Source organism: Micromonospora sp. NPDC005237, from assembly GCF_040607775.1.
Lineage (GTDB): Bacteria > Actinomycetota > Actinomycetes > Mycobacteriales > Micromonosporaceae > Micromonospora.
The window spans coordinates 413465-437984 of the sequence record NZ_JBEXHJ010000003.1 but is presented as its reverse complement, the minus strand read 5'-3'; the positions used below and the strand labels follow the sequence as shown (position 1 = coordinate 437984).

Below are 24520 nucleotides of genomic sequence, written 5' to 3'. Positions count from 1 at the left end.
CGTCAGGGGAAGGAGGTCCGGGTGCTGGAGCGGCTCAACGAGGCCATGGCGCACATCGAGCGGCACCTCGACCAGCAGATCGAGGTGGCCGACCTGGCGCGGATCGCGCTGACGTCGGAGTACCACTTCCGGCGGCTGTTCTCCGCGCTGGCCGGCATGCCGCTGTCGGAGTACATCCGTCGGCGCCGGCTCACCGTCGCCGGCGCGGACGTGCTGGCGGGGGAGCGGACGTTGCTCGACGTCGCCGTGCGCTACGGCTACGGATCGGCCGAGGCGTTCGCCCGGGCGTTCCACGCCGTGCACGGCGTGGGGCCGGGAGAAGCTCGGCGTACGGGGGCAGCGCTGCGCGCCCAGCCCCGGATGTCCTTCCGACTCACCGTGGAAGGGAGTGGCAGCATGGAGTACCGCATCGTCACCAAGGACGCGTTCGCGCTGGTGGGGCGCAAGGCCCGCGTCCCGCTGGTGCACGAGGGGATGAACCCGGCGATCGTCGCGTTCATCCGCAGCATCGACGCGGGAACGACAGCCCGGATCGAGGCGCTCTCCGATCAGGAGCCGGCCGGGGTCGTCAACGTCAGCGACAACCTCGCCGACGGTCGGGCCGAGGGCAGCGAGCTGGACTACTGGCACGGGGCGGTCACCGGCGTCACGCCGCCGGAGGACCTGGACGCGCTGCCGGTGGCGGCCGGAACGTGGGCGGTGTTCACCACCTCCGGCGCGTTCCCGCAGGCCGTGCAGTACCTGTGGCGGGACGTCTTCACCCAGTGGTTCCCGTCCAACCCGTACCGCAGCCGACCGGGACCGGAGATCTCCCGGGTGCGGGTGTCCACGGACGGGACCACGGCGGACGCCGAACTGTGGATCCCCGTCGAGCGCGTCGCGGCCTGACGGGCGCGGCTCAGGCGGGGACGTCGTCCCAGGTCGTGCCGGGCGGGAGGTAGCCGGCTGACGGGTTCTCGCGCAGCGCGTAGGCGAGGACCAGCAGCGCGTGCTTGTCCAACTCGGGCAGCCGATCGAGCGGGAACCACCGCACGGCCAGCGACTCGTCGTCGTTGACCCGGGCGGTGCCGGCCACGACCCGGCAGACGAAGCCCAGGTTCAGGTATTCGCAGTGGTCCCCGTTGGGGTAGGTGTGCGGGTGCGAGACGGCACTGGACAGCCGTACCGGCGTCACGTCCAGGCCCGTCTCCTCCCGTACCTCCCGGACGAGCGCGGTGGCCGGCTGCTCGCCCGGCTCCACGAAGCCGCTGATCACCGACCACCGTCCGTCGTCGGAGCGCTGGCCGAGCAGCACCTCGCCGGCGTCGTTGCGGATCACCGCGCTGACGCTGGGCAGCCACAGCAGGTCGTGGCCGACGTGTTTGCGCATCCCCACGATGTAGTCCGGTACCGCCATCGGGCGATCATAGGCCGCGCGTGGTCGGCCGCCGCCGTCCCGGCAGCGCCGCGCCGCGCTCAGCCCGACCAGGCGACGGTACGACGAAAGCGCGCGTACTCCCCGGCCAGCTCGGCGTCGATCCGCTCCATCCGGGCGGGGGTGAGCACCACAGCCGGGTCCTGCCACGGGCGTCCGGCGAGCATCCGGCGGCGTAGCCCGATCGGCGGGTGGGCGGCGAAGAGCGAGGCTTCGTCGCGGACCGACAGTTGGCGCAGCAGCGGCAGCCGGTCGCTGCTCGCCGCCCGGGCCTCGGCGAACGCCGATCGCCAGCGGTCCGGGCCGTGCCCCGCCCGCGTCTGGACGCGCACCGCCAACGCCATCGACTCGCCGGCCAGCAGGGCGTCGAGCAGGCCGGTGGCGGCCGTCGTACCGGCGACCCGGGCGGCCAGGTCGTCGGCCAGGTACTCGGCGCGCTGGCTGTCCCGCAGCGCCACGCTCACCAGCACCAGGTACGCGCCGAACAGCACCCGGGACACCACCCACTGGAACGCGCGGCCCAGCGCGTCACCCACCACCTCCACCAGGCCGGCACCGATGGTGGTCCGTACCGGCCGGAACAGGTCGGCGGCCGACGCGAGCATGGTGAACGCGGGTTGGGTGAGCAGACCCCGACGCGGGTCGCCGTTGACGAAGTGGCCGAGTTCGTGCCCGAGCAACGCCACCCGTTCGCCGGCGGGAAGCGAGCCCCACAACGGCAGCCCGAGCCCCAGCACCCTGCGGCGTCGCACCCCGACCGCGTGCGCGTACGCGTTGATGTCGCCGTCGACCCCGACCACGTCCGGCGCTGGTGCGCCGATCGACGCGGCCACTTCGTCGATCAGCCCGAACAGCTCCGGCGCCCGGTCGCGGGACAGCACCTCCAGATCCGGGTCGACCCGGCCGAAGCGCGGCCGCAGAGCGACAGCCAGGCCGACCATCGCCACGCCCAGCACGATCGCCAGGTTGGGAAAGGGGAACGCCACGATCAGCCACCCGCCGACGACCGCGAGGGCGAGCACGGCCGCGACCAGCAGCAGGGACACCACCGCGGTCAGCACCCGTGCCCCGTTCGACCCGCCATCACCGAGCGGGCGGCCAACCAACTGCCGGAACTGCCGCCCGGTCGCCTGGAACGCCAACCGGTGGGTCCACCTGTCGACCCAGGTCCAGCCGAAATCGCGCTCGCGCCGCCGGGGGTCGTAGGCGTCCAGGTTCCACTCACAGCCGGGGCACCACGGCACCGCGTCCCGAAGCGATGCGGTGGTGGTTCCGCATCCCGGGCACGCCCCCGCGCCGGTCGCCATGTTGATCACGGCCACGAATCCTGCCCCGGATCGCCGCACGCGGGAATCGACCGTTCGGTCACCGGCGTTCTCGCGCGCCCAGTGCCCCCACCTGCACTTCTTTCGGTGTTTTCGCCCGGAGCGCGGTAGGCGTCTCTACTGTGGAGAGGGTTCGGCGACTTGTGTGATCCGGTGGCGGTCAGCCGGTTCGCGGTGCACAGTGATTCCCATGAGCGACAGCGGACGTAATGGGCAGTTCTACTGGTGCACCCGGCACCACCGGGTCGAGACGGACACCGACGTGTGTCCGGCGAAGCACGTCCTCGGCCCGTACAACTCGGCGGCCGACGCGGAGAACGCCCTGCAGCGAGTGCAGGAGCGGAACGAGGCGTGGGAGGCCGAGGACGCCCGTTGGGCCGGGGACGACAGGTAGACGGCGCGGGACGGCCCGCGTCGCGGTAGTTCGTGCTCCGCGAGGACGCACGCGAGAGCACGTCCCCGAGGAGGGAACCACGATGGCCGAAGCACAGCAGGCCACCACCCGTCCGGCCGCCCGACGCACCACCGCGAAGAAGACCGCCGCGGCGGAGCGCAACACGGCGGCGAGCCGGACCACCCCCGTGCGCAAGTCCACCACGGGCGCCGCGAAGGCGCCGGCCCGCAAGGCGGCCGGCGGCGCGGGGCGTGCCCCGGCCAAGAAGACCACCGCGGCGGCGAAGAAGGCCCCGGCGAAGAAGGCCGCTCCCTCCAAGACGGCCGCCACCACGACCGCCGCCGCCAAGACCGCTGCGGCGAAGAAGACAGCGGCGGCGAAGAAGACAGCTGCGGCGAAGAAGACCGCGACCAGGACCAGCGCGGCGGCGAAGAAGGCTCCGGCGAAGAAGGCTCCGGCCAGGACCTCGCCGGCCACCCGCAAGACGACCACCGCCGCGAAGCGGACACCAGCGCGCAAGAGCACCACCGCCGCGAGCAGGACGACGGGTACGGCGAAGAAGACGACCAGCGCCGCGAAGAAGACCACGGCGTCGGCGGCGAAGAGGACGACCGCCGCCGCGAAGGCGCCCGCGCGCAAGGTCGCGACCAAGGCGTCCACGGCGAAGAAGACGGCCGCCAAGAAGGCCCCGGCGAAGAAGACGGCGGCGACGAAGGCGCCCGCCAAGAAGGCGGCGGCGAAGAAGACCGCTTCCACCCGCCCGAGCGGCGGCGCCCGCAACGCCCCGGCGAAGAAGGCGCCGGCCGCGAAGGCGACCGGCACCTCGTCGATCACCGCCCGCAAGGCGGCGGTGAAGAAGGCCCCGGCGAAGAAGACCACCGCGGCCAAGGCGCCGGCCCGCACGGTGACCGCCCGCAAGTCGCCCGCCCGCCCGGTCGCCGCAGGAGCCACCACCCCACGGGGTACGCGCAGCACCGCCCGCAAGGCGACCGGCTGAGCGCAGGCAGCCTCGGCTCGACACCCACGGAGATCTCGGCCGGTCACCGGAAGCGGATCACCGGTGGCGCTGTCAGGATTGACCCCGTGGTCATCCGACGCGTACTCGCGCCCCGCATCGACTTCGGCGCGCTGCGCCGCGAACTCGGCCTGCCCGAGGGTTTCCCGGCGGCTGCCCAACGGGAGGCCGACGCGGCGGCTGCCGCGCCGCCCCGGCCGTCCGTCGACCGCACCGACATACCGTTCGTGACGGTCGACCCGGCCACCTCACGTGACCTGGACCAGGCGATGCACCTCGCCCGCCGCCCGGGCGGCGGCTACCGGGTGCGGTACGCGATCGCGGACGTCGCGGCGCACGTCGAGCCGGGCGGCGCGCTCGAGGAGGAGACCTGGCGGCGCGGGCAGACGGTCTACCTGCCCGACGGCAACGTGCCGCTGCACCCGCTGACGCTCAGCGAGGGCGCGGCCAGCCTGCTGCCCGACGACGACCGCGCCGCCGTGGTGTGGACCATCGACCTGGACGCCGACGGCGGCACCGTTGCCGTCGAGCTGGAGCGCGCCCTGGTGCGCAGCCGGGCGAAACTCGACTACACCGGCGTGCAGGCGGCGGCCGAGGCAGGCCGGCTGCCCGAGCCGATCGCGCTGCTGCCCGAGATCGGCGACCGGCTGACGGCCCGGGGGCTGCGCCGTGGCGCCATCAACCTGCCGCTACCCGAGCAGGACGTGGAGCCCGACGGTGACGGCTGGCGGCTGGTGCTGCGCGGGCCGGTGCCGATGGAGGAGCACAACGCGCAGATCTCGTTGCTGACCGGGATGGCCGCTGCCGACATCATGCTGGCCGGCGGGGTGGGCCTGCTGCGGACGATGCCGGCACCGAAGCCGGAGGCGGTGCAACGCCTGCGGGCGGCCGCCGCTCCGCTGGGCGTGCACTGGCCGGACGGCGCGGGCCCCGGCGAGGTGATCGCTGGCCTGGACGCCGCGCAGCCGCGCTCCGCCGCGTTCATCGACCAGGCGGCCGAGCTGATGCGCGGCGCCGCGTACACCGCCTTCGACGGCACTCGGCCGGAGCAGCCGGAGCACGGCGGGGTGGCCGCCGCGTACGCCCATGTCACGGCGCCGTTGCGGCGCCTCGCCGACCGGTACGCCACCGAGGTCTGCCTGGCCCTGCACGCGGGCCGCGAGGTGCCCGACTGGGCCCGCGCGGCGCTGCCCCGGCTGCCCGAGGTGATGGCCAGCACCGACCGGACCGCCTCGGCGGCCAGCCGCGGCGCCGTCGAGCTCACCGAGGCGGTGCTGTTGGAGCACCGGGTGGGGGAGACCTTCGACGCGGCGGTGCTCGACGTCGACGCCCCGCCCAACGGCAAGTCCCGGCCCCGCCCGCCCGGCGGAACGGTGGCCCTGGACGCCCCACCGGTACGCGGCCGCTGCCTCGGTGCGCTGCCGCTCGGCGAACGGGTCCGGGTCCGCCTGGTCACCGCCGACCCGGCGGCCCGCACGGTGCTGTTCGAGCTGGCCTGAGCGGTGTCGTTCGGGAGTGGTTCGCTCGGGTAGCGGGGATTGTCACAGCGGCTCGCGCTGCTGACGGACCGGGCGGTTTGCGAGGATGAGCCCATGGCATACGACGCGAGCACGCTGCCCGACGTGTCCGGGCTGACGGTCGGCATCATCGGCGGCACCGGCGACCAGGGCCGTGGCCTCGCCTACCGGCTCGCCCGGGCCGGGCAGACGGTGCTGATCGGCTCCCGATCGGCGGAGCGGGCCGCCGAGTCCGCCGCCGAGATCGCCGCTCTGCCCCGGATGCCGGCCGACGTCCGCATCACCGGCGCGGCCAACGACGAGGTGGCTCGCCGCAGCGACGTCGTGATCATCGCGGTCCCGTGGGACGGGCACGCCGCCACCGTCGCCGCCCTCGCCGAGCCGCTCGCCGGAACGATCGTCGTCGACTGCGTCAACCCGCTGGGCTTCGACAAGCAGGGCCCGTACGCCCTCCCCGTCGCCGAGGGCAGCGCCGTCCAGCAGGCCGCCGCGCTGCTGCCCGACTCCCGCGTCTGCGCCGCGTTCAACCATGTCAGCGCCCCGCTGCTGGCCGACCCCGAGGTCGACCGGATCGACCTCGACGTGCTGATCTGCACCGAAGACCGGGAGCTCGTCGACATCGTCGGAGCGCTCGCCGCCCGGATCCCCGGAATGCGCGGCATCTACGCCGGCCGGTTGCGCAACGCCCACCAGATCGAGGCGTTCACCGCGAATCTGATCGCCATCAACAAGCGCTACAAGGCGCACGCCGGCATCCGCGTCACCGACCTCTGAGAGCGCACGTCCGCTCCGGGTAGGGACGGTCGGGCGCACCGCTCTTGGCCGGACGGCCAGGGTCTGCCCGGTCGCTCTGAATCGGCTGGTCAGATGACAGCGCCCTGAGGGACCATGCGGCGTGACCGATGCTGATGGGGTGCTGAGGATCGCCTCGCAGAGCTGACGAGCCTCCTACAGCGAGATGATCCGGAGGGCGTCGTGTCGCTGTGGCACGACCTTTCGCATGTGAGCGGGCTCTTGCGGCTGCTGGCGTACCTCGACCTGCCCGACACTCGCCAGGTGCGCGAAAACTAGGTGTCGCTACCGATCGAGCCGCCCATGCTCGGTCGCGCCGAGGCCGGGCGGCTCGGCCCATGCGCCGCCAGGCTGCACCCCACGGCACGCCTTGTCGGCTCACGCACGCGCAGCATCTGGCCACGAGCTAACGAGGCTGAACGGCGGCCTGACTGGGATGATTGGCTGTCTCGGTGTGGTCACGTCCGCCGGTGGTAGTGGTTGCGGCGGGGGAGTTGGTGGGGGTCGAGCCAGGCCGGTGGAATGAATTCGGGGTGGCCGTGACCGCCCAACCGGACGGTCCAGTCGCCGTGGTGGATGTGTCGGTGGTGGTGCCCGCAGAGGAGCACTGCGTTGGGCAGGCTGGTGTCGCCGCCGTCGGCCCAGTGTCGGATGTGGTGGGCGTCGCACCAGCGGGGTGGGCGGTCGCAGCCGGGGAAGGCGCAGCCGCGGTCGCGCAGTACGAGGGCGCGTCGCAGCGGGCCGGTGATGAGGCGGCGTTGCCGGCCGACGTCGAGTGGTTGGCCGGCGCTGCCGAGGACGGCGGGCAGGATGGTGGCGTCGCAGGCGAGGCGCCGCACGGTCTCCGGGGCGAGCTCGAAACCGGTGTCCAACGTGCCTCCGCCGAGCTGCCGGCCGAGGCCGTCGTAGCTGGTGGTGACGACGATCTGCGCGGGCTCGCCGCCGTGCTCGGGTAGCTCGCCGGTGCGCAGGCTGAGTCGGCACAGGTCGGCGAGGGCGTCGTGGCGGCGTTGGCCGGGGGAGCGTTGGTCGTCGGGGCCGGTGGGCGCGGTCAGTGGGTCGATGGCGGCGCGGAGCAGGCCGGCGGTTTCGGTGTCGAGGATGCCGGTGAGGCGCAGACGGCCGTCGGTGAGGGTGGAGAGGGTGACGTGGCGGTCGCGGGCGGCTCGTCGGGCCTCGGCGTCGAGAGCGGCCTGGGCGGCGGCGTCGGCAATGTCGGGGGCGACGTGGTCGAGGATGCGGGTGCCGAGTTTGCGCAGCAGGGTGGGGTCGAACTGCCCAGCCCACTCGACCAGCAAGCCGACCGCCTTGTCGGCCGCCGCGCTGCCGGCGGCGGCCTCGACGGTGGTGACGGTGTCGGCGATGACCCGGGCCTGGTCGAGCGTGATGTCGGCGTCGGCCAGTGCCTGTCGTATGCCGGGGTTGCCGGTGTCGAGGGTGGTGGCGAGGTCGACGAGGCGGCGGGCGGCGGGGACGGTGAGGTGCAGACGCTCGCGCAGCCACACCGCCGTGGAGGACGCGCCCTGCGCGGTCGCCGCGCGCCGGCCGTCGAACTCTCGGATCAGCGCCAGCTTGACGGCGGCGAGGCGCTGCTCGATGCGGTGCGTGGCGTCGAGCGCGGCGACGAGGTCGTCTGCGCAAAGGGCCCAGACCGCCGTGTCGGCGCAGGCCGTGACCGCGGCCTCTGCCTGCGCCAACCCCTCCATCATGGCCCGAGACTAGAACACCTGTACGACATTTTCAGCGACCAAGATCGATTGATCCGTCAGCGCTTCAGACTGGGAGCGGAGGGACCAGCCGGTGAATGGGAACACCGTGCCGCCGGCCCCGCCGCTCCCAGTCCCCTCTAGGCCGTGCCGCCCCTCGTCGTGCCCAACGGAGGTGGGGCCGGCGAGGAGCGGGCAGCAGGCAACCCGGCCACACCGCCACGCAGATCGCCGGTGGTGACGGCCGCGGCCTGCGGTCCGTGGACTCGGCCTGCGGACTCGGCCTACGGACTCGGCCTACGGTCCGTGTGCCGCGGACTCGGCCTGCGGCCCAGGGACTTGGCCCGTGGCCCAGGGACTCGGCCTGCGGCTCGTGGCCCGTGCAGCGCTCTAGAAGGTGTGTTCGGCTGCCGGGAACTCGCCGCCGCGGACCTCGTCGGCGAAGCGGCGGGTGGCGTCGGTGAGGACGTCGGCCAGGTCGGCGTAGCGCTTCACGAAGCGCGGCGCCTTGCCGGTGCGCAGGCCGGCCATGTCCTGCCAGACCAGCACCTGGGCGTCGGTGTCCGGGCCGGCGCCGATGCCGACCGTGGGGATCGCCAGTTCGTGGGTGATCTGCTTGGCCACCTCACCCGGCACCATCTCCAGCACCACCGCGAACGCGCCGGCCTCGGCCACCGCCCGCGCGTCGGCCAGCACCTCGTCGGCCGTGTCGCCCCGGCCCTGTACGCGGTAGCCGCCCAGGGTGTGCTCGCTCTGCGGGGTGAAGCCGATGTGCGCCATCACCGGGATGCCGGCCCCGACGATCGCGGCGATCTGCGCGGCGCAGCGTCGGCCGCCCTCCAGCTTCACCGCGTGGCAGCCACCCTCCTTCATGAACCGGACGGCGGTGCGCAGCGCCTGGGTGGGGCCCTCCTCGTACGAGCCGAAGGGCAGGTCACCGACGACGAGGGCCTGCTGGGTCGAGCGCACCACGGCCCGTACCAGGGGAAGCAGGTCGTCGGCGGTCACCGGCAGGGTGGTCTCGTAGCCGAACACGTTGTTCGCGGCCGAGTCGCCGACCAGCAGCACCGGCACGCCGGCCCGGTCGAAGATCCCCGCCGTGTACTGGTCGTACGAGGTGAGCATCGGCCACCGCTCGCCACGCTCCTTGGCGGCGATCAGGTCGCGGGTGCGGACCCGACGGGTGGCCGGTCCGCCGTACAGCGCGGTCACCTCGTTGGGAGTGGACTCGGTCATGACTGTCTCCTTCCTCGAGGCCGCCTGCGCGGTCCCCGGGTTCCGTCGCGATCGTCGCACCGCCAGGCCCGGCGACGGCAGAGCGCAGTGGAAGATGTCACTCACGACCGCCGCGCACCGGGCACGCCGCACGCGCCGGCCCGGGTCCGATGACCCGACCCGGGTGTACGAGGTCAGCCGTGCTCGCGCCAGCGGTTGGTGATCGGCAGACGACGGTCTCGGCCGAACGCCTTCATGGAGATCTTCGTGCCGGGCGCCGACTGGCGTCGCTTGTACTCGGCGGTATCCACCAGCCGCAGCACCTTGTCGACGACGGCCGGGTCGTGGCCCGACTCGATCAGCCCGTCGCGGCCCAGGTCGCCGTCGACGTAGCCGATCAGGATCGGGTCCAGCACGTCGTAGTCGGGCAGGGAATCGCTGTCGAGCTGGCCCGGGCTCAGCTCGGCGCTCGGCGGCTTGCCGATCGAGTTCTCCGGGATCGGGGCGGTCTCGCCGCGGCGGGCCGCGTCCGCGTTGCGCCACTTCGCCAGCCGCCAGACCAGCGTCTTCCAGACATCCTTGATCGGGTTGAAGCCGCCCACCGAGTCGCCGTACAGGGTGGAGTAGCCGACCGCCAGCTCGCTCTTGTTGCCGGTGGTGAGCACCAGGTGGCCCTCCTGGTTCGACAGCGCCATCAGGATGACACCGCGGACCCGGGCCTGGAGGTTCTCCACGGCGATCCCGGACAGCGACAGGTTGGCGAGGAAGGCGTCCACCATCGGCTGGATCGGCTCGACGCGGTAGTCCAGCCCGGTGCGCTTGGCCAGGTCGGCCGCGTCCTCACGGGAGTGCTCGGAGGAGTGCTGGCTGGGCAGCGACACCCCGACCACCCGGTCCGGGCCGAGCGCGTCGACGGCGAGGGCGGCCACCACCGCCGAGTCGATGCCGCCGGAGAGGCCGAGCGCCACCGACGCGAACCGGTTCTTGTTGACGTAGTCGCGCAGGCCGAGCACCAGCGCGTGCCACACCTCGGCCTCGTCGGCCACCGGCTCGATCAGCCCGCCGGTGGCGGCCGGGCCGGACGGCGCGGGCGGGATCACGTCCACCGTGTGGTGCGCCACCCGCATGTCGTCCGCGACGTTCCGGCTGCCCGGGGCCGTGGTCGCGGCCGGCAGCTCGACGTCGTGCACGAGCAGGTGCTCGACGAACTGTGGGGCGCGGGTGAGCAGTTCGCCGTCGGAGGTGACGATCATCGAGTCGCCCTCGAAGACCAGCTCGTCCTGGCCGCCGATCATGTTGACGTACGCGATGGCGGCGTTCGCCTCGGCGGCCCGGCGGCGAACCAACGGCAGCCGGATGTCGTCCTTGTTCAGCTCGTACGGCGAACCGTTGATGTTGACCACCAGGCCGACGCCGGCCTGCCGGGCGGCGGCGAACGGGCCGCCGGCCTGCCACAGGTCCTCGCAGATGGTCAGCGCGACGTCCACCCCGCCGATCCGCACCACGGTCAGCTGGTCGCCGGAGACGAAGTAGCGGTCCTCGTCGAAGACGCCGTAGTTGGGCAGGTGGTGCTTGAAGTAGCGGGCGACCACCGTGCCCCGGTGCAGCAGCGCGGCGGCGTTGCGGGCACCCCGGCCCGGCTCGGCGTCCCCGCTGATTTGCGGCGGCCCGTCGGCGTCCAGGTAGCCGACCACGACCGGCAGGTCACCGAGACCGTCCTCGGCGAGGTCGGCGGCGAGCCGCTGGAGGGCGGCCTGGGACGCGGCGACGAAGGAACGCCGGAAGACCAGGTCCTCGACCGGGTAGCCGGTCAGCATCATCTCCGGGAAGAGCACGAGCTGGGCGTCGGCGTCGGCGGCCTGGCGGGTCCAGCTGCGGACCAGGTCGGCATTGCCGGCGAGGTCGCCGACGCTCGGGTTGACCTGGGACAGGGCGAGACGCAGGGTGGGCATGTCCTCATCTTGCCTCAGCATGGCCGGAGCAATCCGTACCGTCGGACGAGATGGCGGCCACGCGCGAGCGCCGCGCGACGGCCAGGCCGGATCGGTACCGTTCGGCGGCGGGACGCGAGGGGACGGACGGCGGCGGTTCGCGTAACGTCTGCGTAACCAGGCCCGGGAACACTGGGCGGTCAGGTCGGGTACAGCCCGACCAAGGCGGACAAAAGAGTTGTCGCGAGGGGTTGGGGAAGTGGACCGTCAGCAGGAGTTCGTCCTCCGTACGCTGGAAGAGCGGGACATCCGGTTCGTCCGGCTGTGGTTCACGGACGTGCTGGGCACGCTCAAGAGCGTCTCGGTGGCGCCCGCGGAGCTGGAAGCGGCCTTCGAGGAGGGCATCGGCTTCGACGGCTCGGCCATCGAAGGCTTCGCCCGGGTCTTCGAATCGGACATGGTGGCCATGCCCGACCCGACCACCTTTCAGGTCTTCCCGTTCGAGGGTGGGGTCAGCGGCGAGAGCGCCCGGATGTTCTGCGACATCCTGCTGCCCGACGGCGGCCCGTCCTGGGCCGACCCGCGGCACGTGCTGCGCCGCGCGTTGTCCAAGGCGGCCGAGAAGGGCTTCACCTTCTACACCCACCCCGAGATCGAGTTCTTCCTGCTGGAGAACGGCCCGCAGGACGGTTCGGTGCCCACCCCGGTGGACACCGGCGGCTACTTCGAGCACACCACCCACGCGGTGGCCCGCGACTTCCGCCGCCAGGGCGTGCTGGCGCTGGAGCGGATCGGCATCTCGGTGGAGTTCAGCCACCACGAGGTCGCCCCCGGCCAGCAGGAGATCGACCTGCGCTACGCCGACGCGCTGACCACCGCCGACAACATCATGACCTTCCGGCACGTGGTGAAGGAGGTCGCGCTCTCCACCGGTGTGCAGGCCAGCTTCATGCCGAAGCCGTTCACCGACCAGCCGGGCAGCGGCATGCACACCCACCTGTCGCTGTTCGAGGGCGAGCGCAACGCCTTCCACGACAGCGGCGACCCGATGAAGCTCTCCAAGGTGGCGAAGTCATTCATCGCCGGCCTGCTGGTGCACGCCCGGGAGTACACGGCGGTCACCAACCAGTGGGTCAACTCGTACAAGCGGCTGTTCCCGCAGGCCCTGCCGGACCGGATCACCGAGAGCCCGGCGTACGTCTGCTGGGGTCACCTGAACCGGTCCGCGCTGGTCCGGGTCCCGGCGTACGGCAAGCCGAACTCCGCCCGGGTCGAGGTCCGGTCGCTGGACTCGGCGACCAACCCGTACCTCGCCTTCGCGGTGCTGCTCGGCGCCGGCCTGAAGGGCATCGAGGAGGGCTACGAGCTGCCGCCGGGCGCCGAGGACGACGTCTGGTCGCTGAGCAGCGCCGAGCGCCGCGCCATGGGGTACGAGGCGCTGCCGGAGAACCTGGCCGAGGCGATCGACGTGATGGCCGGATCCGAACTGGTCGCCGAGGTGCTCGGCGAGCACGTCTTCGACTTCTTCCTGCGCAACAAGCGGGCCGAGTGGGAGCAGTACCGCCGCGAGGTCACCCCGTACGAGCGGCAGCGTTACCTGGCGCTGTAGTCGCGGGGCTGACGGGGTGGCGCGCTGCCGCTATCGTCTCGATCACCGCGCCGGTACCCCTCCGGGCGGAGAGTCGGGAGGCAGTCGGTGCTGGAGGACCTGCTCAGCGGTGCCTGGCAGAGCGTCGTGTTCGGGGTCGTGGGCGTCGGGCTCATGGCTGCCGGGTTCGGGCTCGTCGACCTGCTGACCCCGGGGCGGTTGCGGGAGCTGATCTGGGTCGAGCGCAACGCCAACGCGGGGTTGCTGCTCGCCGCCAACCAGCTCGGCATCGCCGGCATCGTCTTCACGGCGATCCTGACGAGCTACAGCGACTTCGGCCGAGGGCTGGCCTCCACCGTGGTGTTCGGGCTCGTCGGGCTGGCCATCATGGCGCTCGCCTTCTTCGTGCTCGACCTGCTCACCCCCGGCAAGCTCGGTGAGGTCATCTGCTCGTCCGAGCCGCACCCGGCGGCCCGGGTCAGCGCCGCCACGCACTTCGGCGCGGCTCTGATCGTCTGCGCCTGCATCGCCTGAGGCCGGTCGCCTGAGCGCGCCGCGTCCCGGGCTGTCGTCGTACCCCGGCCGTAGCGTGCCGGGTATGAACCGCACGGACCGGCTCTACGCCCTGGTCGAGGAGCTGCGGGCGGTGTCGCCCCGGCCCCGCAGCGCCCGCTGGTTGGCCGCCCACTTCGAGGTGAGCAGCCGGACCATCGAGCGGGACATCGGCGCGCTCCAGGAGGCCGGGGTGCCGATCTGGGCCGAGCCCGGGCGCACCGGCGGCTACGTCCTGGACCGCAGCCGCACCCTGCCGCCGGTCAACCTGACCCCGGCCGAGGCGGTGGCGATGGCCGTCGCGCTGCACCGGCTCGCCGGCACCCCGTTCGCCGGGCCGGGCGCCACCGCGCTGCGCAAGCTGGTGGCGGTGCTGCCGGCCGCCGACGCCGCCGAGGCGCACCGCCTCGCCGGCCGGGTGCACCTGATCGGCGACGGGCCGGCCACGCCCGTCCCGGCCACCGTCGCCGACGCGGTCACCGCGCGGCGGGTGCTGCGCATCCGGTACGCCGACCGCGCCGGCACCGACTCGGTGCGCGACGTCGAGCCGCTGGGCTACCTCGGCAACCCCCGACACTGGTATCTGCTCGCCTGGTGCCGGCTGCGCGACGAGCTGCGCTGCTTCCGTACCGACCGGATCGGGGACGTCCGGGCGCTGCCCGAGGTGGTGGTCCGGGAGCTCCGCCTGACGGATCTCGACATCCCCCGGGAACGGGTCCGCCCGCTGAGCCTGGTCTGAGTCGGGTCGGGCACGCACCGATCTCCGTCGGGTGATCCGGAAACACCGACAGGACGGTGTCGCGGACGGCCCCGAAACTGCTCTGGACGACGGCGAACCGCCGTCCCGGCAACTCTGGAGGCAGCACGTGTCCACGACGCCCATCACCTGGTTCGAGATCGGCACCGACCGGCCGGAGGAGGCGGAACGCTTCTACGGCGAGCTGTTCGGCTGGACCTTCGAGGAGCAGGGCGCCGGTAGCGGCGGGTCCTATCGGGTGACTGGTGCCGGCGGTGACACCGGGATCGGCGGCGCGATCCGGGCGACCGACGGGACGTCCCCGAACTACGCGGTGTTCTACGCCGAGGTCGACGACGTGGCGGAGACCTGCCGGCGGGCCGAGGCCGCCGGCGCGAAGGTGCTGGTGCCGGCGCGGACCGCACCCAGCGGTCTCACGCTCGCCCACCTGCTCGACCCGACGGGAAATCGCGTCGGCGTGTTCGCACCCCCGCCCACCCAGGGCTGACGCGCGCGGCCCCGCCACGCGGGGGCCGACGTCAGCCCCAGGGGCATGATCGACTCCAGGTCGCCGATGTGGCGGTGTCCGAGTGCGATGGACGCCGCCACATCGGCGAAACGGAGTGGATCACGCGGGACCCCTGGGGGCACGCCTGCCCGGGGTGGTCGGAGGCCGACCTGTCGGGCTACTTGCCCGGCGTACCCGCGGGAGCGCCGTGGCCGTCCGGCCCGCGGTCGCCGCCCGGCCCACGGTGGCCGCCGCCGGGGCCAGGGAAGACGCCGGCCTCGACGGCCTTGGTGATGGCGTCGGCCTGCTCCTGGGTGAGCTTGCCGTCCTTGACCGCCTGGTCCAGCCGCTCCTTGAGCGCGGCCTGCCGGTCCTCGGCGGACGGGCGCGCCGGACGATCGGCGGGCCGGTGCTGCTCGCGGACCTTCTCCAGCGCGGCGGTCACCTTGTCGGTGGGGACACCCAGCTCCTTGGCGAGCGCCTCGGCGAACTCACCCTGCCGGTCGGCCTTCGCTCCGGGAGCGGGGGCGGCGTTGGCGCTCGGGGTCGGCGTCGGGGTGCCCGCGGCGAACGCGATCGTCGGGGCGGCGATCCCCACGCCGAGGACGCCCGCGGTGGCCAGGCCGGCCAGCAGGTGCTTCCTACGGATGGTGCGGGACATGCTGTCCTCCAGATAGTCGGTGATGCGGCAATGTCGTCACCGACAGTGACGGGCGATTCTGGGCGCGACCCGTGGCGACCCTGTCAGCGAGCTGAAAATCGAGCAGCGGGCTGCCCGTCGAGCAGCGGGCTGCCGATCGAGGCGGTGCGCGGGGAAATCGGTTGTGTCGTCATTGGTCAGGCGGTCAGGGTTGGTGGTCGCCAACGGAGGGACACCTCGAGATGACCGTCGAGATCCGGGAGATTCCGCTCGCCGGGTCGGACACCGGCCCGTACGGCATCACGGTTGGGCCCGACGGCGCGTTGTGGCTGACGCTGGTCCAGGCCGGCGGGATCGCCCGCCTGGGGCCCGACGGCGAGGTCCGGACCTACCCGCTGGAGCCCGCTGGCGGCCGCCCATTGATCATCACGACGGGCCCGGACGGCGCGCTCTGGTTTACCCGCTCCGGGGACGACCGGATCGGTCGGCTCACCGTCGACGGCGAGCAGCGCACGATCGCCCTGCCGGCCGGCACCGGACCGGGCGGCATCGCGGCCGGGCCCGACGGCGCGCTCTGGTACGCCGGAATGACCTCCGACGCGATCGGCCGGATCGACCTCGACGGCCGGGTGACGCTGCACCAGTTGCCCACCGCGGATGCCGGACCGGTCGGCCTCGCGCTCGCCACGGACGGGGCCATCTGGTTCGTGGAGATCGCGGCCGGTCAGCTCGGCCGGATCGATCCGGACGGCGTGCTCGTCGAGCTGCCGCTGCCGGACCGGGCGGCCCGTCCGCACGCGATCGTGGCCGACCCGGCGGGCGGCGCGTGGTTCACCGAATGGGGCGCCAACCGGATCGGCCACATCGATCCCACCGGCCGGATCGAGAGCTACGACCTGCCCACCCCCGAGTCGGAACCCCACGGCATCACCCACACCCCCGACGGAGTCTGGGCAGCCCTGGAGATCGGCGCAGTAGCCCACCTGACCCCCACCCCCACCCCCACCCCCACCCCCACCCCCACCCCCACCCCCACCCCCACCCCCTGACCCTGGTGATCAAGAGGTTTGCGTCACGATCCGGCCCGGAAATGACCCAAACCTCTTGATCACCGGGGTGGGAAGCGGGTGGGAGGCGGGCGGGCGGCAGGGGAGGCGGGGGCTAGCGGACGGCGGGGGTGGCCGTCAGGGTTCCGGTGTTGGTGTCCAGGGTTGCGGTGGTGCCTACCGGGACGGTCAGCTGGTCGGGGCCGTGGCCGATGGGGAGGCCGCCGAGGACCGGTACGCCCAGGTCGCCGAGGCGTTCGGTGAGGACGTCGACGATCGTGGTCTCCCAGCCGTCGCCGCAGTCGGTGAACTGCCCGACCGCCACACCGGCCAGCCCGTCCAACGCTCCGGCGCGGCGCAGGTGGGTGAGCATCCGGTCGACCTTGTACGGGGGCTCCTGCACGTCCTCGATCAACAGCACGGCACCGGTCAGATCGGGCAGGTCCGGAGTGCCGATCGACGCGGCGATCAGGCACAGGTTGCCGCCCAGCAGGGTGCCGGTGGCGCGACCCGGCACCCGTACGCCGAAGGTCTCCTCGGTGGGCACCGCCTCGACGGTCACCGGCTCGGTGGTCATCAGCGCCGCGTGCAGGGACTCGGCGGAGCGCAGCGACGTCCGCTCGTCCCGCCAGGCGGCCCCCGGGCCGTGCACCCCGGCCAGCCGGGCGCCCCGCCACAGGGCGAGCTGCAACGCGGTGATGTCCGAGAAGCCGGCCACCACCTTCGGGTCGCGGCGGACGGCGGCCATGTCGATGGCGTCCACGATCCGCTGGGCGCCGTACCCGCCCCGGGTGCAGATCACGCCGCGCACCTGCGGGTCGGCGAACGCCGCGTTCAGGTCGGCGGCCCGCAGGTCGTCGGTGCCGGCGAGGTAGCCGTGGCGGGCGTACGCGTTCGGCGCCGGCACCGGCCGCAGGCCCCACCCGGTGAGCAACTCCATCCCCCGGGCGACCCGCTCCGGCGAGGTCGGCCCGGACGGTGACACCAGCAGCACCGTGTCCCCGGGGCGCAGGACGGGCGGGCGGACGACTGCCGAATCCTCGTTGATCACAACCGCAGAGCCTAACGACACCGTGGAGCCTGACGAGCAGCGAACGCCGGCCGCCGACGCCGGTGCACGCGCCGGCCAGCAACCCCGGTGCGCGGCGGGGGGGGATCCGAGTGGCGGGGCGTGGCGCTGCGGGACGTACCGGCTAGCCTCGACGCGTGGCAACCGCGCTGGTGATCGAGAACGACCCGACGGACGACGCACGCCGGTTGGGTGAGTGGCTGACCGAGGCTGGGCTGGAGCTGTGGGTGGTCCGCCCGCACGCCGGCGAAGAGCTCCCCGCCGACCTGGAGGGGTACGCGGCGCTGGTGGTGCTCGGCGGCGACCAGCAGGCGTACCCGCTGCCGGACGGCTCGCCCGGCGCACCCTGGTTCCCGGCGGTGGAGGGGCTGCTGCGCAAGGCGGTCCGGTACCGCGTGCCCACCCTGGCCGTCTGCCTGGGCGCGCAGCTGCTCGCCACCGCGCACGCCGGGCTGGTCGAGCGGAGCCCGTCCGGGCCGGAGATCGGCCCCGGCGTGGTCGGTCGGCGTGACGCCGCGGAGGGCGACCCGCTGTTCCGGTACGTGCCGCTGATCCCGGACGTGCTCCAGTGGCACTCCGACGAGATCACCGAGCTGCCCCGGGGCGCCACCCTGCTGGCGGCCTCCACCCGGTATCCGCACCAGGCGTTCCGGCTCGGCGACCGGGCCTGGGGGCTGCAGTTCCACATCGAGTGCGACACCGCGATGATCGCCGACTGGGCCACCGACTCGGCCCAGCTCGCGGAGCTGGGCTACGACCCGGAGCTGGTCGTGGCGGCCTGCGACTCGGTGATGGTCGACGTCGAGGAGGTCTGGCAGCCGTTCGCCGCCCGGTTCGCGGCGCTGGCCCTCGGCGAGCTGGACGACAGCACGACGCGGCGGGGCCTGCCGCTGCTCGGGCACTGATGAGCCGGCCGACGAGGGCGCCGGGCCGGCTCGCCCGCTACGGCTTCGGCGTCGCCGAGGGCGACGGCGGAGCCCGCGCCGCCGACCTGCTCGGCCCGGACGGGTTGGGCCTCTGGCAGCCGGTCGAGCAGGAGCCGGTCGACGAGCCGGCCAGGGAGCTGCTCGCCGCGCTGTCCCGCGCCGCCGACCCGGATCTGGCGCTGCGCCAACTGCACCGCATCGTCGAGGCCGAACGGCGCATCAGCGGCGACGGCGCGCCTGGCGGCAGCGGCGCGAGCTCGCCGCTGATCGCGGAGCTGCTCGCCGACCCTGGGCTGCGGCGTCGACTGATCGCCGTCCTGGGCGCGTCGTCGGCGCTCGGTGATCATCTGGTGGCCAACCCGGAGCACTGTCTGGCGCTGCGCACCGCCCCGGACGGGCTCGCGCCGATCGCCGAGGGTCGACTGGAACCGGCCGGCGACGGCAACCCCGTGGCGGTGCTGCGGACCGCGTACCGGCTGGCGTTGCTGCGGATCGCGGCGGCCGACCTCACCGGCGGCCGGGCCCTGGAGCAGACCATGGCGGCGCTGTCCGCGCTGGCCGACGCGACGCTTGCCGCGGCGTACGAGATCGCCGTCGACGAGCTGGCGGAGGGCACCGAGCGACCCCGGCTGGCCGTGGTGGCGATGGGCAAGTGCGGCGGCGGTGAACTGAACTACGTCTCCGACGTGGACGTGATCTTCGTGGCGGCCGAGGACGGCGACCTGCCCGCCGCGACCCTGGTGGCGACCCGGCTGATCCACATCTGCGGGCTTGTCGCCTGGCCGGTGGACGCCGCGCTGCGGCCCGAGGGCAACCGGGGCCCGCTGGTGCGCACCCTCGCCAGCCACCTGGCCTACTACCGGCGGTGGGCGCGCACCTGGGAGTTCCAGGCGCTGCTCAAGGCCCGTCCGGCCGCCGGGGACCTGCCGCTGGCCCAGGAGTGGATCGACCAGCTCGCTCCGCTGGTGTGGCGGGCCGCCGAACGACCCGAGGCGGTCGAGGACGTCCGTGCGATGCGCCGCCGGATCATCGACAACATCCCGCCGAAGGAGCTGGAACGCGAGATCAAGCGCGGTCCCGGCGGGCTGCGCGACATCGAGTTCGCCGTCCAGCTCCTGCAACTGGTGCACGGTCGCGGCGACGAGACGCTGCGGGCGCCGGGCACCATCCCGGCGCTGCGTGCGCTGGTCGCGGGTGGCTACGTCGGCCGCGCCGACGGCGAGTCGCTGCTGCGCGGCTACCGCTTCCTGCGCAGCGTCGAGCACCGGCTCCAGTTGCAGGCCCTGCGGCGTACGCACACCGTGCCCACCGAGCCGTCCGCGCTGCGCTGGCTGGCCGCCGCGCTGGGTTTCACGGCCACGCCGGGACGCAACGCCGTGGAGAGCTTCCGGGCCGAGTGGGTCACCCACGCCACCGAGGTACGCCGGCTGCACGCCAAGCTGCTCTACCGGCCGCTGCTGGAGTCGGTGGCCCGGGTGCCGGCCGACGGGCTGCGGCTCACTCCGGAGGCCGCCCGGCACCGGTTGGAGATCCTCGGCTTCGCCGACCCGGCCGGGGCGCTGCGGCACCTCCAGGCGCTCACCGGCGGGGTGAGCCGTACCGCGGCCATCCAGCGGACCCTGCTCCCGGTGCTGCTGAGCGAGTTCGCCGACGCGCCGGAGCCGGACCGGGGACTGCTCAACTACCGCAAGGTCTCCGACAAGCTGGGCAGCACCCCCTGGTACCTGCGGCTGCTGCGCGACGGCGGTCCCGTCGCCCGGCGGCTGGCCCGGGTCCTGGCCCTCTCCCGGTACGTCGCCGACCTGCTCGCCCGCGATCCGGAGGCGCTGCGGCTGCTGGCAGAGGAGAACGAGTTGGCGCCGCGCCCACGGGCGGTGCTGCGGGAAGGCTTCCTGGCGGCGGCGGCCCGACACACCGACCCGGTCGAGGCGACCCGCGCGGTGCGGGCGCTGCGCCGCCGGGAACTGGTCCGCGTGGCGTGCGCCGACGTGCTCTGCCGCGCCGGCGCGCTCGCTCCCACCCCGACCCGGCCGGACGGCACGACGCGCCCCGCCGTCGGCCTGGCCGACATCACCGAGGTCGGCACGGCGCTCTCCGACGTCACCGACGCCACTCTCGCCGCCGCGCTGCGCGCCGCCCGGGCCAGCCAGCCGGCGCCGGCCGGGCTGCGGTTCGCGGTGATCGGGATGGGCCGGCTGGGCGGGTACGAGTCGAACTACCTCTCCGACGCCGACGTGCTCTTCGTCTACGACCCGCCCGCCGACAGCGGCGAGAGCGCGGCCAGCGCCGCCGCGCACGCGATCGCCGAGGAGCTGCGGCGACTGCTCGGGGTGCCCGCCCCCGACCCGCCGCTCGGTGTCGACGCCGACCTGCGTCCGGAGGGCCGGCAGGGTCCGCTGGTGCGCAGCCTCGCCGCGTACGCGCAGTACTACGCCCGCTGGTCGCGGGTGTGGGAGGCGCAGGCGCTGCTGCGCGCCCGGTTCGTCTGCGGCGACGCCGACCTGGGCGCCGAGTTCGAGGCGATGATCGAGCCGGTGCGCTACCCGGCCGAGGGGCTGACCCGCGAGCAGGTCGTCGAGATCCGCCGGATCAAGGCCCGGGTGGAGACCGAGCGGCTGCCGCGCGGCGCCGACCCGGCCACCCACACCAAGCTGGGCCGGGGCGGGCTGGCCGACGTGGAGTGGGCGGTCCAGCTCGTCCAGCTCCGGCACGCCGGCGCGATCCCGGAGCTGCGCGGCACGCGTACCCTCGATGCCCTCGCGGCCGCCGAGCGGGCCGGCCTGATCGACCCGGCGGACGCCGCGGAGATGGCCGCCGGCTGGTCCCTGGCCGCGCAGGTCCGCAACGCGTTGATGCTGGTCCGGGGCCGCGCCGGTGACCAACTGCCCCGGCACGGGGTGGAGTTGGCCGGGGTGGTGCGGCTGCTCGGCCGCGACGACCCGGGGGAGTTCCTCGACGAGTACCTGCGCACCGGCCGGCGCTCCCGCGCCGCCGCGCAGCGGGTGCTGGAGGCGTAGCGCCGGTCAACTGCCGACGGTGTACTCGCCGGCGTGGGGAACGGTGACGACGCTCCAGACCCCGTCGGCGGAGACGGTGGCGCCACCGGACGCGGCCAGCCAGCGGCTGTAGCGGACGCGGACCGCGACCGGGCCGGCGGTCGGGGCCCGGAGGATCAGCGCCGCGCCGTCGGCGCGGACCAGTTCGGCGGGCGCGGCGACCAGCGGCGTCGGGTCGGCCACCGCCCAGACCCGCCAGTGCGCGCCGGACCAGACCGGCGTCAGGTACGGCAGGCCGCCCTCGACCAGCTCCGCCTCGGCCCGTCCCACCCAGGACAGCGGGGCGTCCGGCACCGCCACGTACTGCACGGCGTTCTCCGCCAGCCAGGCCCGGTAGCTCTCCCGGGTCAGCGGCACGCCGGTTCCGGTCGCGCCGGGCACGGTGGTGAAGAACAGCGGGTTTCGGTCGATGTCGGCCTGCCGCAGCCAGCCCCGGGCCAGTGGCACCTCGCCGAGGCGGGCCGCCTCCCAGTAGTTGCGCGTCGGCGGCACCTCGACCCGCCCGGTGAGCCGCTGCCCGGCCAGGAACGCGCGCAGCGGCGCGTGGTAGCCGGGCGCGCTGGTCGGGTCGCCGATGCCGCGCAGGTCGGCGGGGACCACCGGCGGCTGCCACCCGCAGACGGCCACCAGCAGCGCGGTCAGGCCCACGGCGCCCAGCAGGCGAGCACGCCGCGACCGCTCGGGCGTCGCGGTGCTGGGCGGCGCGGCGTCGGGCCGGGCGGCATTGGGCGGCGCGGGGCGGTCGGCGTGCCGGCGGGCGAGGCGGGCGAGGCGGGCGGTGAGCCAGGCTGGTGGCCGGGCGGCGGCGGCCAGCACCGGCAGCGCGAACATCGTCGCCAGCCGGGTGGCGTTCAACCCCACCGGGGTGTGGACCAGCGCGGCGGCGAGCACCCCGGCGGCGGCGAGGAGCGCGCCGAACCGCACCGGCCGGTACGCCACCAGCGCCGCCACCACCAGGCTGGTCACCACCGCGCGCAGCGTGTCGGTGCGGCTGATGTTCATCCAGCCGCCGTCGCCGAAGAGCAGCGCGGTCGCGGCCAGCGGCACGGCCGCCGCGACAGCGAGCGTCAGACCGTCGGCGTAGCGGCGGGTGAGCAGCAGCGCCACGCCCGCCAGGCCGACGAACAGGCCCGCCACCGGGCTCGTCGCCGACGCCAGCAGCGCGCCGACCGCGGCGAGCGCGAGCCGCCGACGCGGGGGTACGCCCCGAGTCAGCGCCAGCAGCGCGGCCAGCCCGAACGCCACCCCCAGGGCGTACGTCACCCGGCCGGAGACCAGGTTGCCGGTCAGCGTGACCACGCCGACCAGGCTGCCCAGCAGCGGTCGGGGCACCGGGCTGCGGACCAGCAGCGCGGCCAGCGCGGCGGCCGACGCCACCAGCGCCAGCGCACCGGTCACCCGCACGCCGAGCAGGGCCATCACCGGCTGGGACACAAGGCTGTAGCCGAACTGCTGCACCCCGCCGTACCAGCGCAGATCGATCGGTGTCAGGCCGTGGGCGGCGAAGAAGTCCGCCCGGGCGACCTGTGCGGCCAGGTCCGAGCCCATCAGCGGCAGGGCCAGCCAGAGCGCGCCGAGCACGACTGCGGAACCGGTGGCCACCGCCACCACCCGACTGCGCCGCATGCCCACCTCCGTACCGCGACAACCGTACTGGCAGCATGTCCGGCGTGCCTCACCACCTCGCGCGCTGGACCGGACTGGCCGGATCGGCGTTGCTCGCCGTCGCCGCGTTCCTCGGCGGCGCCCTGCCCGGGTCACCCCTGCGCCCCACCCCGGTCAGCATCTGGCAGGGCCCGAACGGGCCGCTGGTCCTCGCCGCCTGGCTGGTCGGCACCGCGCTGCTGGCGTACGCCTGGTGGTCGCTGCGCGAGCGCGTGCCGTCGACCCGCTGGGCGCTGGTCACGGTCGGGCTCTGGCTGCTGCCGGTGCTGATCGCGCCGCCGCTGGCCAGCCGCGACGTCTACGCGTACGCCTGCCAGGGCGCCAGCTACGCCGCCGGGATCAACCCGTACGAGCAGGGGGTGTCCGCGCTGCCCTGCCCCTGGCTGAACACCATCTCCTACATCTGGCGCGACACGCCGGCGCCGTACGGGCCGCTGTTCGTGGTGCTCGCCGGCGCGGTGGTCAAGGCCACCGGCTCGCTGACCGGCGCGATCGTGGTGTTCCGGCTGATCGCCGTGGCCGGGGTGGCGCTGACTGCGGCCAGCCTGCCGGTGCTGGCCCGTCGCGCCGGCGTACCGGCTCCTCGGGCGGTCTGGCTGACGCTCGCCTGCCCGCTGGTCGCCGTGCACCTGGTCTCCGGCGCGCACAACGACGCCCTGATGGTCGGCCTGCTGGTCGCCGGGCTGGCGGTGATCGCCTCGCGGCCCGGCCGCCCCGGTCCGCTGCTCGCCGGTGGCGCGCTGCTCGGGCTGGCCGCCGCGATCAAGGTGACGGCGCTGGTCGTGGTGCCGTTCGCGGCGCTGGCGGCGATCGTCGGCGGGTACTCGATCCGCGCGCTGATCCGCCACGGCGGCTGGGTCGTCGGCGGCGCGGTCGCCGTCGTGGTCGGGGTGACCTTCGCCGCCGGACTGGACTTCGGCTGGGTCGGCGGCCTGGCCCGAGGCGGCGACGTGATCGCCTGGACGTCGCCGTCCACGGCGGTCGGCCAGACCGTCGGCTACCTGGCGGTGCCCTTCGGCGGGCACCTCGACGCCCTGCCGGTCACCCGGGGGATCGGCATGGCCGTGCTGGCGCTGCTGCTGGTGTGGCTGTGGTGGCGGGCCCGCACCCGGGAGCCGCTGTGGCACGCCGCTCTGGCGCTGGCCGCCACGGTCGCCCTCGCGCCGCTGTTCCACCCCTGGTACTGGATCTGGCCGCTGGCCGTGCTCGCGGCCACCGCCCGGCGTACCGGATGGTTCACGGTGGTCGCGCTGGTCGCGTCGTTCCTGGTGCTGCCCGACGGCACCGGGCTGCCCCGGTTCACCAAGTCGGTCGGGGCGCCGCTGATGACGCTGTTGGTGATCGTGCTGGTCATCCGGTTGGTACGGTCGGCTCGGGCGGCCCGTCAGCCGGTCGCCGCCGACTGAGGGACGGTGCGCCGGTAAC

The 24520-nt window shown here is 74.0% G+C and carries 21 protein-coding genes; 13 read left to right on the top strand and 8 right to left on the bottom strand.

All coding sequences use genetic code 11. The features are described 5' to 3' along the window. Nucleotides 1-21: 21 nt before the first annotated feature. Nucleotides 22-888, top strand: a complete 867-nt coding sequence (locus tag ABZT87_RS10830) for an AraC family transcriptional regulator (RefSeq protein ID WP_355135033.1) — start codon at nt 22-24, stop codon at nt 886-888. Nucleotides 889-898: 10 nt separating this feature from the next. Here the strand turns inward: ABZT87_RS10830 and ABZT87_RS10825 are convergent, their stop codons facing one another. Continuing rightward, nucleotides 899-1396 carry an NUDIX domain-containing protein gene (locus ABZT87_RS10825; RefSeq protein WP_354856656.1) on the bottom strand — a complete coding sequence of 166 codons (498 nt, stop codon included), beginning with the start codon at nt 1394-1396 and terminating at the stop codon, nt 899-901. Between the two features lie 59 nt (nt 1397-1455). Continuing rightward, on the bottom strand, nt 1456-2721 hold the full coding sequence (locus tag ABZT87_RS10820; RefSeq protein WP_355135396.1) for a M48 family metallopeptidase: 1266 nt from the start codon (nt 2719-2721) through the stop codon (nt 1456-1458). 208 nt (nt 2722-2929) lie between these two features. Between ABZT87_RS10820 and ABZT87_RS10815 the strand changes: the two genes are divergently transcribed. The 4 genes from ABZT87_RS10815 (at nt 2930) to npdG (ending at nt 6439) form a co-directional block, all read left to right on the top strand. Next, nucleotides 2930-3133, top strand: a complete 204-nt coding sequence (locus ABZT87_RS10815) for a hypothetical protein (protein WP_354856657.1) — start codon at nt 2930-2932, stop codon at nt 3131-3133. An 82-nt stretch (nt 3134-3215) separates the two neighbouring features. Further along, nucleotides 3216-4130 (top strand): histone, encoded by a 915-nt coding sequence (locus ABZT87_RS10810; RefSeq protein WP_355135031.1) that lies wholly within the window; start codon nt 3216-3218, stop codon nt 4128-4130. 86 nt (nt 4131-4216) lie between these two features. After that, the gene (locus ABZT87_RS10805) at nt 4217-5647 is read left to right on the top strand and encodes an RNB domain-containing ribonuclease (RefSeq protein WP_355064318.1); all 1431 of its coding nucleotides are present in this window, start codon (nt 4217-4219) and stop codon (nt 5645-5647) included. Between the two features lie 93 nt (nt 5648-5740). Then, a complete protein-coding gene (gene npdG / locus ABZT87_RS10800; protein ID WP_354856662.1) occupies nt 5741-6439 on the top strand; it encodes an NADPH-dependent F420 reductase in 699 nt (232 codons plus the stop codon). 476 nt (nt 6440-6915) lie between these two features. On the opposite strand, the gene ABZT87_RS10795 is transcribed toward npdG, so the two are convergent. From ABZT87_RS10795 to ABZT87_RS10785, 3 genes are all read right to left on the bottom strand, one after another. Continuing rightward, complete coding sequence (locus tag ABZT87_RS10795) at nt 6916-8166, bottom strand: DUF222 domain-containing protein (RefSeq protein ID WP_355135029.1); 1251 nt, start codon at nt 8164-8166, stop codon at nt 6916-6918. 387 nt (nt 8167-8553) lie between these two features. Continuing rightward, nucleotides 8554-9399: a 3-methyl-2-oxobutanoate hydroxymethyltransferase gene (panB, locus tag ABZT87_RS10790; protein WP_354856665.1), complete on the bottom strand. Its 846-nt coding sequence runs from the start codon at nt 9397-9399 to the stop codon at nt 8554-8556. A 173-nt stretch (nt 9400-9572) separates the two neighbouring features. After that, nucleotides 9573-11330: an NAD+ synthase gene (locus tag ABZT87_RS10785; RefSeq protein ID WP_355135027.1), complete on the bottom strand. Its 1758-nt coding sequence runs from the start codon at nt 11328-11330 to the stop codon at nt 9573-9575. A gap of 238 nt (nt 11331-11568) precedes the next feature. On the opposite strand from ABZT87_RS10785, the gene glnA reads away from it, so the two are divergent. The 4 genes from glnA to ABZT87_RS10765 all read left to right on the top strand — a co-directional run bounded on the left by glnA (nt 11569) and on the right by ABZT87_RS10765 (nt 14693). Further along, entirely contained in the window at nt 11569-12918 is a 1350-nt protein-coding gene (gene glnA / locus ABZT87_RS10780) for a type I glutamate--ammonia ligase (protein ID WP_354856670.1), read from the top strand. An 87-nt stretch (nt 12919-13005) separates the two neighbouring features. Next, the gene (locus tag ABZT87_RS10775; RefSeq protein WP_354856673.1) at nt 13006-13431 is read left to right on the top strand and encodes a DUF350 domain-containing protein; all 426 of its coding nucleotides are present in this window, start codon (nt 13006-13008) and stop codon (nt 13429-13431) included. 64 nt (nt 13432-13495) lie between these two features. Beyond that, nucleotides 13496-14188: a YafY family protein gene (locus ABZT87_RS10770; RefSeq protein WP_355135025.1), complete on the top strand. Its 693-nt coding sequence runs from the start codon at nt 13496-13498 to the stop codon at nt 14186-14188. Nucleotides 14189-14315: 127 nt separating this feature from the next. After that, complete coding sequence (locus ABZT87_RS10765; RefSeq protein WP_355135023.1) at nt 14316-14693, top strand: VOC family protein; 378 nt, start codon at nt 14316-14318, stop codon at nt 14691-14693. 178 nt (nt 14694-14871) lie between these two features. Here the strand turns inward: ABZT87_RS10765 and ABZT87_RS10760 are convergent, their stop codons facing one another. After that, nucleotides 14872-15354, bottom strand: a complete 483-nt coding sequence (locus ABZT87_RS10760) for a hypothetical protein (protein ID WP_355135021.1) — start codon at nt 15352-15354, stop codon at nt 14872-14874. A 221-nt stretch (nt 15355-15575) separates the two neighbouring features. On the opposite strand from ABZT87_RS10760, the gene ABZT87_RS10755 reads away from it, so the two are divergent. Next, nucleotides 15576-16382 carry a virginiamycin B lyase gene (locus ABZT87_RS10755; RefSeq protein WP_355135019.1) on the top strand — a complete coding sequence of 269 codons (807 nt, stop codon included), beginning with the start codon at nt 15576-15578 and terminating at the stop codon, nt 16380-16382. 112 nt (nt 16383-16494) lie between these two features. On the opposite strand, the gene ABZT87_RS10750 is transcribed toward ABZT87_RS10755, so the two are convergent. Beyond that, complete coding sequence (locus tag ABZT87_RS10750) at nt 16495-17430, bottom strand: LD-carboxypeptidase (RefSeq protein ID WP_355135017.1); 936 nt, start codon at nt 17428-17430, stop codon at nt 16495-16497. 155 nt (nt 17431-17585) lie between these two features. Between ABZT87_RS10750 and ABZT87_RS10745 the strand changes: the two genes are divergently transcribed. Beyond that, nucleotides 17586-18353 (top strand): type 1 glutamine amidotransferase, encoded by a 768-nt coding sequence (locus ABZT87_RS10745; protein ID WP_355135015.1) that lies wholly within the window; start codon nt 17586-17588, stop codon nt 18351-18353. Further along, a complete protein-coding gene (locus ABZT87_RS10740) occupies nt 18353-21391 on the top strand; it encodes a bifunctional [glutamine synthetase] adenylyltransferase/[glutamine synthetase]-adenylyl-L-tyrosine phosphorylase (RefSeq protein ID WP_355135013.1) in 3039 nt (1012 codons plus the stop codon). Before ABZT87_RS10745 ends, ABZT87_RS10740 begins: the two co-directional genes overlap by 1 nt. Nucleotides 21392-21397: 6 nt before the next feature. On the opposite strand, the gene ABZT87_RS10735 is transcribed toward ABZT87_RS10740, so the two are convergent. Further along, on the bottom strand, nt 21398-23056 hold the full coding sequence (locus ABZT87_RS10735; protein ID WP_355135011.1) for a hypothetical protein: 1659 nt from the start codon (nt 23054-23056) through the stop codon (nt 21398-21400). Between the two features lie 44 nt (nt 23057-23100). Here ABZT87_RS10735 and mptB point away from each other — a divergent pair, with 44 nt between their 5' ends. After that, nucleotides 23101-24501 (top strand): polyprenol phosphomannose-dependent alpha 1,6 mannosyltransferase MptB, encoded by a 1401-nt coding sequence (gene mptB, locus ABZT87_RS10730; protein WP_355135009.1) that lies wholly within the window; start codon nt 23101-23103, stop codon nt 24499-24501. The last annotated feature ends 19 nt before the right edge of the window (nt 24502-24520 follow it).

Coding starts and splice junctions, on each gene's coding strand:
- ABZT87_RS10810 (WP_355135031.1), top strand. CDS start 3,216: ATGGCCGAAGCACAGCAGGCCACCACCCGTCCGGCCGCCCGACGCACC.
- ABZT87_RS10825 (WP_354856656.1), bottom strand. CDS start 1,396: ATGGCGGTACCGGACTACATCGTGGGGATGCGCAAACACGTCGGCCAC.
- ABZT87_RS10795 (WP_355135029.1), bottom strand. CDS start 8,166: ATGATGGAGGGGTTGGCGCAGGCAGAGGCCGCGGTCACGGCCTGCGCC.
- ABZT87_RS10820 (WP_355135396.1), bottom strand. CDS start 2,721: ATGGCGACCGGCGCGGGGGCGTGCCCGGGATGCGGAACCACCACCGCA.
- ABZT87_RS10770 (WP_355135025.1), top strand. CDS start 13,496: ATGAACCGCACGGACCGGCTCTACGCCCTGGTCGAGGAGCTGCGGGCG.
- panB (WP_354856665.1), bottom strand. CDS start 9,399: ATGACCGAGTCCACTCCCAACGAGGTGACCGCGCTGTACGGCGGACCG.
- npdG (WP_354856662.1), top strand. CDS start 5,741: ATGGCATACGACGCGAGCACGCTGCCCGACGTGTCCGGGCTGACGGTC.
- ABZT87_RS10740 (WP_355135013.1), top strand. CDS start 18,353: ATGAGCCGGCCGACGAGGGCGCCGGGCCGGCTCGCCCGCTACGGCTTC.
- ABZT87_RS10785 (WP_355135027.1), bottom strand. CDS start 11,330: ATGCCCACCCTGCGTCTCGCCCTGTCCCAGGTCAACCCGAGCGTCGGC.
- ABZT87_RS10760 (WP_355135021.1), bottom strand. CDS start 15,354: ATGTCCCGCACCATCCGTAGGAAGCACCTGCTGGCCGGCCTGGCCACC.
- ABZT87_RS10735 (WP_355135011.1), bottom strand. CDS start 23,056: ATGCGGCGCAGTCGGGTGGTGGCGGTGGCCACCGGTTCCGCAGTCGTG.
- ABZT87_RS10815 (WP_354856657.1), top strand. CDS start 2,930: ATGAGCGACAGCGGACGTAATGGGCAGTTCTACTGGTGCACCCGGCAC.
- ABZT87_RS10755 (WP_355135019.1), top strand. CDS start 15,576: ATGACCGTCGAGATCCGGGAGATTCCGCTCGCCGGGTCGGACACCGGC.